Source organism: Tardiphaga sp., from assembly GCF_044340795.1.
Lineage (GTDB): Bacteria > Pseudomonadota > Alphaproteobacteria > Rhizobiales > Xanthobacteraceae > Tardiphaga.
The window spans coordinates 38965-45338 of sequence record NZ_JBIISY010000019.1 but is presented as its reverse complement, the minus strand read 5'-3'; the positions used below and the strand labels follow the sequence as shown (position 1 = coordinate 45338).

General features: G+C 61.2%; 7 protein-coding genes and 1 pseudogene. 4 read left to right on the top strand and 4 right to left on the bottom strand.

The features are described 5' to 3' along the window. Nucleotides 1-580, bottom strand: a pseudogene (locus ACIQ17_RS05305) (helix-turn-helix transcriptional regulator); the annotation flags it as partial. Between the two features lie 271 nt (nucleotides 581-851). On the opposite strand from ACIQ17_RS05305, the gene ACIQ17_RS05300 reads away from it, so the two are divergent. After that, nucleotides 852-1271, top strand: coding sequence for a DUF1236 domain-containing protein (locus ACIQ17_RS05300; RefSeq protein ID WP_398466138.1), 420 nt, complete (start codon nucleotides 852-854; stop codon nucleotides 1269-1271). 126 nt (nucleotides 1272-1397) lie between these two features. After that, the gene (locus ACIQ17_RS05295; RefSeq protein ID WP_398466136.1) at nucleotides 1398-1685 is read left to right on the top strand and encodes a hypothetical protein; all 288 of its coding nucleotides are present in this window, start codon (nucleotides 1398-1400) and stop codon (nucleotides 1683-1685) included. A gap of 6 nt (nucleotides 1686-1691) precedes the next feature. On the opposite strand, the gene ACIQ17_RS05290 is transcribed toward ACIQ17_RS05295, so the two are convergent. Together ACIQ17_RS05290 and ACIQ17_RS05285 are read right to left on the bottom strand one after the other, a co-directional pair. Further along, entirely contained in the window at nucleotides 1692-2357 is a 666-nt protein-coding gene (locus ACIQ17_RS05290; RefSeq protein WP_398466134.1) for an MBL fold metallo-hydrolase, read from the bottom strand. Nucleotides 2358-2545: 188 nt separating this feature from the next. Continuing rightward, nucleotides 2546-3673 carry a VWA domain-containing protein gene (locus tag ACIQ17_RS05285; RefSeq protein ID WP_398466132.1) on the bottom strand — a complete coding sequence of 376 codons (1128 nt, stop codon included), beginning with the start codon at nucleotides 3671-3673 and terminating at the stop codon, nucleotides 2546-2548. A 170-nt stretch (nucleotides 3674-3843) separates the two neighbouring features. Here ACIQ17_RS05285 and ACIQ17_RS05280 point away from each other — a divergent pair, with 170 nt between their 5' ends. Next, on the top strand, nucleotides 3844-4338 hold the full coding sequence (locus ACIQ17_RS05280) for an MmcB family DNA repair protein (protein WP_398466130.1): 495 nt from the start codon (nucleotides 3844-3846) through the stop codon (nucleotides 4336-4338). 11 nt (nucleotides 4339-4349) lie between these two features. On the opposite strand, the gene ACIQ17_RS05275 is transcribed toward ACIQ17_RS05280, so the two are convergent. Beyond that, on the bottom strand, nucleotides 4350-4904 hold the full coding sequence (locus tag ACIQ17_RS05275; RefSeq protein ID WP_398466128.1) for an ActR/PrrA/RegA family redox response regulator transcription factor: 555 nt from the start codon (nucleotides 4902-4904) through the stop codon (nucleotides 4350-4352). A gap of 219 nt (nucleotides 4905-5123) precedes the next feature. On the opposite strand from ACIQ17_RS05275, the gene ACIQ17_RS05270 reads away from it, so the two are divergent. Continuing rightward, nucleotides 5124-6356, top strand: a complete 1233-nt coding sequence (locus ACIQ17_RS05270) for an MFS transporter (protein ID WP_398466126.1) — start codon at nucleotides 5124-5126, stop codon at nucleotides 6354-6356. Nucleotides 6357-6374: the final 18 nt, after the last annotated feature.

Genomic DNA, 6374 nt, shown 5'->3' with positions numbered 1-6374 from the left:
GCGCTTCGGCTAGGCCGATCTTGGACACTTCCGCATCGATCAGCTGGATCGAGAGCCGGAGGGATTTTTCGACATAGCGCCCGAAATGGGCGATGACCTTCAATTCCTCCGCATCGAACGGCGCAGAATCAGGCCGACGCTGGACACTCAATCCGACAGCGAGATGAGGATCTGGCGAAACGGCAACGGCGCCGAACCATTTGAGGTCGTGGCGGGTCAGAAACTCGGTGTAGAATGGATTGGTCGCGAGTTCTTCGGGCGTACAGATGTGGCTGTCGCTGAATGGTTCGCCGTTGAAGAAGTAGCCACGTTCGAGGCCGCGGATGGCCCGGATGTCGCGACCAAGCCAGCCGCTTTCCACATAGTCTTTTTGTGCTTCGGCGATGCCTTCGGACGCGACCGTGCCAAACTTTCCGTCGTCGCGTTGCCAGATCAGGATGGCGCCGGCGGCGTTGAAGCGAGCCGAGATCGCATGGAGGGCGGCCGGCCATACGCCGGGATCGGCAGCCGCATCATAAATGAGCTCGACTGCCTTCAGAAATGCTTCGTCATCTGGAGAACTAACAATCATTTTCGACACAGAACAACTTCCTCAAAAACTCAACGATACAGAATGACGGTGAGCTGGACAGAGGGCTGTTACGAAAACAGATGCATGGCTGAATCCCGGAATTGGAAAGCACTCAAGTCCGATTGGTACTATCAAACGGTACTAACTAACGTCGTGGTTCCCGGCTGACATCGAAAAAATGCTTTCGACAAGGATCATTCCACGTTCTTGGCTCCGGAACCATTGCACGGTGGCGCACTTGTATCGCCGCAATATGTGCAATCGCAAAATGGAGATCATCATGATCCGCCGTCTTCTTGGAACTGCCGCCGTCGTTGCCGTGATGGCACTTCCGGCCGTCGCTCAAGCCCAGGGCGTTCCCGGGGGTATCGAGCGTGGCGCGGCCGAAGGTGAACGCGCTGCTGGTCCTGTCGGCGCCATTGTTGGTGGCACCATTGGTGGTGTGGTCGGTGGCGTCGCGGGCGTGCTGGGCGTCGATGACCGGCCGCGCTTCCGCAGCTACGTGGTCGATCAGCGCCGCCCGTCCTACACTTATGAGCGTGAAGTTCGTGTCGGCACCGTGCTGCCCGCCAGCGGCGTAACCTACTATGAGGTGCCGGCCGAATACAGCGCTGCGCGCCAGTATCGCTACACGGTGGTCAATGGCCGCACGGTTCTGGTCGAACCCGGCACCCATCGCATTGTGGAAGTCATCGACTGAGAGTCGGTTACCTGACTTAGCGAGAACCTAGTGTCTCCCAAACTGCAGGTCGCCCCGGTCGGGCGGCCTGCCTTGTTGAGAGGGTGTGCTCGGCACCTGCGACAAATCCGCGAAGTGCCACAACTCATGCAACTTTTCGTCACAATTGGCGTTATGACAGCCATGATGACGAAACCCGATACTTGGTATGTTGCTTTTGGCCCTGACCGGACGATCAAGTCCGATACCCGCGCCACGGGGCCGGCGCGCACCACCAAAACTTTCAAGTCCGAAGTCGATGCCAAGGTCTTTGCCCGCGAGATTGTGGCAAAGGGCTGGACGGCTACTGCCGGGACCTTGAACCCCGTTCAGCCGAAGCGGACGATTGCCGCCTCGCAGATCGATAACTGGATCGATTTCGACCACGCCAGTTGATCGAAATCAGGCCATTCCGGTGAGGAAGGGGTTGGTCATCCGCTCCTGGCCGATGCTTGAGCCCGGCCCGTGGCCGCAGATGAAGCCGACATCGTCACCAAGCGGGATCAGCTTGGTCGTGATGGAATTGATCAGTGTCTCGTGGCTGCCGCCCGGCAGATCCGTGCGGCCGACCGAGCCGGCGAACAGCACGTCGCCCACATGGGCGAACTTCATTGCCTGGCTGTAGAACACGACGCTGCCCGGCGAATGGCCGGGGCAGTGCAGGATGTCGAAGGAGAGGCCGCCGACGCTGACCTTGTCGCCTTCTTCGAGCCAGCGGTCGGGCCGGAAATTGCGGACGCCGGTGATGCCGTAATTGGCGCCGGAGGATTCGACATTATCGAGCAGGTAGTCGTCGGCCTTGTGCGGGCCGATGATCTCGACCTTCAGTGCATCTCGGAGTTCGGCGGCTCCGCCTACATGGTCGATATGGCCATGGGTAAGCCAGATCTGCTCGACCTTCACATTGGCCTTGGCAATCGCCTCCTGGATCAGCGGCACATCGCCGCCGGGATCGATCACAACAGCCTGCCGCGTGGCTTCATCCCATAGCAGCATGCAGTTCTGCTGGAACAGCGTGACCGGAATGATGGTGCCGCCCGCCTGGGCCTTGGGTGCGCTCTCTGTCATGGCGCCACAATGCCGATTTTTGAGGGCGATGGAAGAGGACATTCGTGACGCTCATCTGTCATCGCCCGGCTTGACCGGGCGACCCGGTAAACACCAGCGTTCGCGATGGAAAGGCAAGGCCGGAGTTTACTGGATCCCCGCTCAGCGCGCATCTTCGATGCGCTAGGCGGGGATGACAAGTCAGCGGATCACTTCTTCAACTGCAGCTTCAATGTCGCCTCCACCTCGCGGTCGAAGGACGACGCCTTCGGGGCCGCCGTCTTGTCGCGCTGGGCAGCCACATAGGCGTCGCGCTTGGCGACCAATGCGGCGAGCTTGGCATTCAGCTCCTTGCGCACCGCCATCTGCTTGTCGAGCTCGGCCGTACGATCCTGCATCGACATTTTCCGAAGCGAATCCGGCAGTTCGTCATCCTTGACGCCATCAAGCTTCTTGCCGCCCGATGCCACATCGGCCACCAGATCGCCGCCGCCGGTCACCGCCTCCGACGACACTTTGGCTTTCTTGTTGATATAGCTCGCCATGTCCGACGCCGAAGCCGGCGCGGCGCGGGCGACTTCCGACAGCTGCCGGGTCTTTTCCTCCGTGCGCTTCTGCAGCGCGCGGGGACCATACGGAATCACCGTCTTGTTGATCTCGTTCTGCAGGATGATGATCTCCTCATCATACGGCGTCTCGATGATCACCACCTGTCCGCCATCCTGCGGGATCGCCATGAAGCGGCCGTCGCCGCGCTGGGCGACGTCGCGCCAGACGCGCTCGGTGTCACGTGCGCCACCGGTCAGCACCGCATTGACGATGATGTCCTTCTGCTGCGCCACCTTCATCGTGACCTCGTATTTGGTGTCCTGCGCATAATCCATGTGCGGTGGGGCGTCGCCGACCAGGAAGACGATGCGGCGGGCATCGCTGCCCTTGGTCCATTGCAGCTTGTTGACCGCCACATCCAGCGCCTCATTGACGCTTTCCGGCCAGTCGCCGCCACCTTGCGCGCGCACCTGCAGGAGGTTGGCGTAAAGGTCCTGGATGTCGGTGGTGAGATCGAATTTCTTCGTCACATAGTCGTCGCCGATATCGCGATAGGCGACGAGGCCCATGCGGATTTCCGCATCGGGATTCTGGTCGAGGATCGAGGTCGCGATCGACCAGATCTTGCGCTTGGCGCCTTCGATCAGGCCGGCCATGGAACCAGTCGTGTCGAGCACAAAAGCGACTTCCACGGTAGGTTTTGCGAGCGCAGATGACGCCAGCAGGACTTGCGGCAAACTTGCGGCAGCGACGATCAAGGCGATGCGGCCGATACGGGCTAAACTCATGGAATGTCTCCGGTTCTTTCGCTTGATCACGCGCGGGTGAGTGAGCTTTGTCGGTGGTGACGCCGGTTTTGACGCGTGCGGCAGCACGGAGGCAGCGCAGCGGCGTTCCAGCGGCCGGTCCCCGTCGTGCGTATTGGGCGCTCCAACTGAAATCGGCTAAGTTCGTCGCCATGGAATCGACCGCCGTTCAAACCCCGACGCTGATTTTCGACCGCCGCCAGTCCGAAACGGCGTTGGCGATCGCGCGCGGAACCGTGCGCCTGTTGCGCTCGCTCGGATTTTCATGCGTGGCCGAGCTATCGCTGCCGTCGGGACGGCGGGCGGATCTGGTGGCGATGAATGAGAAGGGCGAGATCTGGATCGTCGAGATCAAGTCATCGGTGGAGGATCTGCGCGCCGACCAGAAATGGCCGGACTACCGCGCCCATTGCGACCGGCTGTTCTTCGCCTTCACGCAGGATCTGCCATGCGAGATTTTCCCCGGTGAGACCGGGCTGATCGTTGCGGATGCCTATGGGGCGCATGTGCAGTGCGAGGCGCCGGAGCACAAGCTGCCGGCAGCGACGCGCAAATCAATGATGCTGCGCTTTGCGATGACGGCAGCGCACAGACTGAACAGGCTGCACGACCCTCAAGGTCATGCAGCCTGGCCGAATGAGTTCTGATAGCTGAACGCTTATCTTGGCGCGCGCTTGGCGAGGATGCGCTGCAGCGTGCGGCGGTGCATGTTGAGGCGGCGCGCGGTTTCCGAGACGTTGCGGTTGCACATCTCGTAGATGCGCTGGATGTGCTCCCAGCGCACGCGGTCGGCCGACATCGGATTGTTCGGCAATTCCGACTTGTCGCTGTCGATCGCGAGCAACGCATTGACGACGTCATCGGCATCGGCCGGCTTCGACAGATAGTCGACGGCGCCCATCTTCACCGCGGTCACGGCGGTGGCGATGTTGCCGTAGCCGGTCAGCACGATGGCGCGGGCTTCCGGGCGCTGCTGCTTCAGTGCGGAGACAACGTCCAGACCGTTGCCGTCGCCGAGGCGAAGATCGACCACGGCAAAAGCCGGCGCCGACTTGCCGATATGGGCAAGGCCGTCAGAAACGGTATCGCAGGAGGTGACGGTAAAACCGCGGGTCTCCATCGCGCGTGACAGGCGTTCCAGAAACGGCTTGTCGTCCTCAACGATCAGGAGCGAGCGGTCGGTCTGTTCAGTCACTTCGGCAAGAGCGTTCACGGTTTCAAATCCTCCATATGCAATCACCCCTAGCATATGGTGCCCCAGAGTTCATCTGCCAAGAAAGTGAACGTTTGGATAGCTTGCAGGCGAAGTTAAAAAACGCAGGCTTTTTCCCGGGGAAATCGGGTGGTTAATGGCTGGAACGATGCTAAATCTGCGCGGCGTGATGTCGCAGAGCAGCATGCATCGGGGAAAGTCAACGAAAGCAGATCCGGAATGGACGCGACTTCACAGGGGCAGACCAACGAGGCTTCGATTCGTTATGAAGGCTGGCGGATCGTAGGTGTTTGCTTCGTCCTTGCGACCTTCGGATGGGCCCTCGGCTTCTACGGACAGAGCGTCTATCTCGCGGAACTCCAGCGCGTCCATGGCTGGCCGGCCTCGACCATCGCGACGGCCACCACCTTCTTCTATCTCGTCGGCGCATTGCTCGTCGCCTTTGTCAGCGAGGCGATGCGGGCGCTCGGCCCGCGCAACACGCTGCTGGCCGGCGTCGGCATGCTCAGCATCGCCACCGTGCTGCTCGGCCAGATCACGGCGCCGTGGCAGCTCTATGCGGTGAATGTGCTGCTCGCCTTCGGCTGGGCCGGCACCAGCCTCGGCGCCATCACCAACACGCTCGGCATGTGGTTCGACAAGAAGCGCGGCATGGCCATCAGCCTTGCGCTCAATGGTGCCAGCTTCGGTGGTATTGTTGGCGTGCCGCTGCTGGTCGCGGCGAGCAATGCCTTCGGCTTCGCCGGCGCCACGATGGCGGCGGTCGGCGCCATGCTGCTGTTGCTGCTGCCGGTGATCCTGATCTTTGTCGGCCATCCTCCGCATCGCGCTGCTGTCGGCAATAGTGCTGTGGCGAATGCGCCGTCCTCGACGCGCATCCGCGCCCAGGCGATCCGCGATATCGCTTTCCTGTCGGTGACCATCGCTTTCGCCTTCGGACTGTTTGCGCAGGTGGGCTTCATCGTTCACCTGATCTCGTTTCTCGATCCGGTGATCGGCCGTGAGCGCGCCGCCGCCGCGGTGTCGCTGCTGACGGTCATGGCAGTCGTCGGGCGCGTGCTTTTCTCGACCGTGATCGACCGGCTCAATCAACGGCTGGCTTCGGCCTTCTCGTTTCTCAGTCAGGCCGTCGCGCTGGCCATCGTCATCAATTTTCACAGTGATGCGCTGATCTTCCTGGCCTGCGCGCTGTTCGGATTTTCGGTGGGCAATCTGATCACGCTGCCGGCGCTGATCGTGCAACGCGAATTTGATCCACGTGCCTTCGGGGTGCTGGTGAGCCTGATCACCTCGGTGACACAGGTGACCTATGCCTTCGGGCCGGGCATCGTCGGCTGGCTCAAGGATATTTCGGGCAGCTATAGCGTGCCGTTCTACAGCTGCATGGCGCTGCAGGTGATCGCGGCGGTGATGATCATGGTGCGGGGAGCGGCTAAAACACCGCGGTCGTAGGATGGGTTGAGCGCAGCG

What these genes read in the sequence shown, in the direction of transcription:
- ACIQ17_RS05295 (WP_398466136.1), top strand. Translation starts at nt 1,398, where the DNA reads ATGCAACTTTTCGTCACAATTGGCGTTATGACAGCCATGATGACGAAA.
- ACIQ17_RS05270 (WP_398466126.1), top strand. Translation starts at nt 5,124, where the DNA reads ATGGACGCGACTTCACAGGGGCAGACCAACGAGGCTTCGATTCGTTAT.
- ACIQ17_RS05290 (WP_398466134.1), bottom strand. Translation starts at nt 2,357, where the DNA reads ATGACAGAGAGCGCACCCAAGGCCCAGGCGGGCGGCACCATCATTCCG.
- ACIQ17_RS05300 (WP_398466138.1), top strand. Translation starts at nt 852, where the DNA reads ATGATCCGCCGTCTTCTTGGAACTGCCGCCGTCGTTGCCGTGATGGCA.
- ACIQ17_RS05280 (WP_398466130.1), top strand. Translation starts at nt 3,844, where the DNA reads ATGGAATCGACCGCCGTTCAAACCCCGACGCTGATTTTCGACCGCCGC.
- ACIQ17_RS05285 (WP_398466132.1), bottom strand. Translation starts at nt 3,673, where the DNA reads ATGAGTTTAGCCCGTATCGGCCGCATCGCCTTGATCGTCGCTGCCGCA.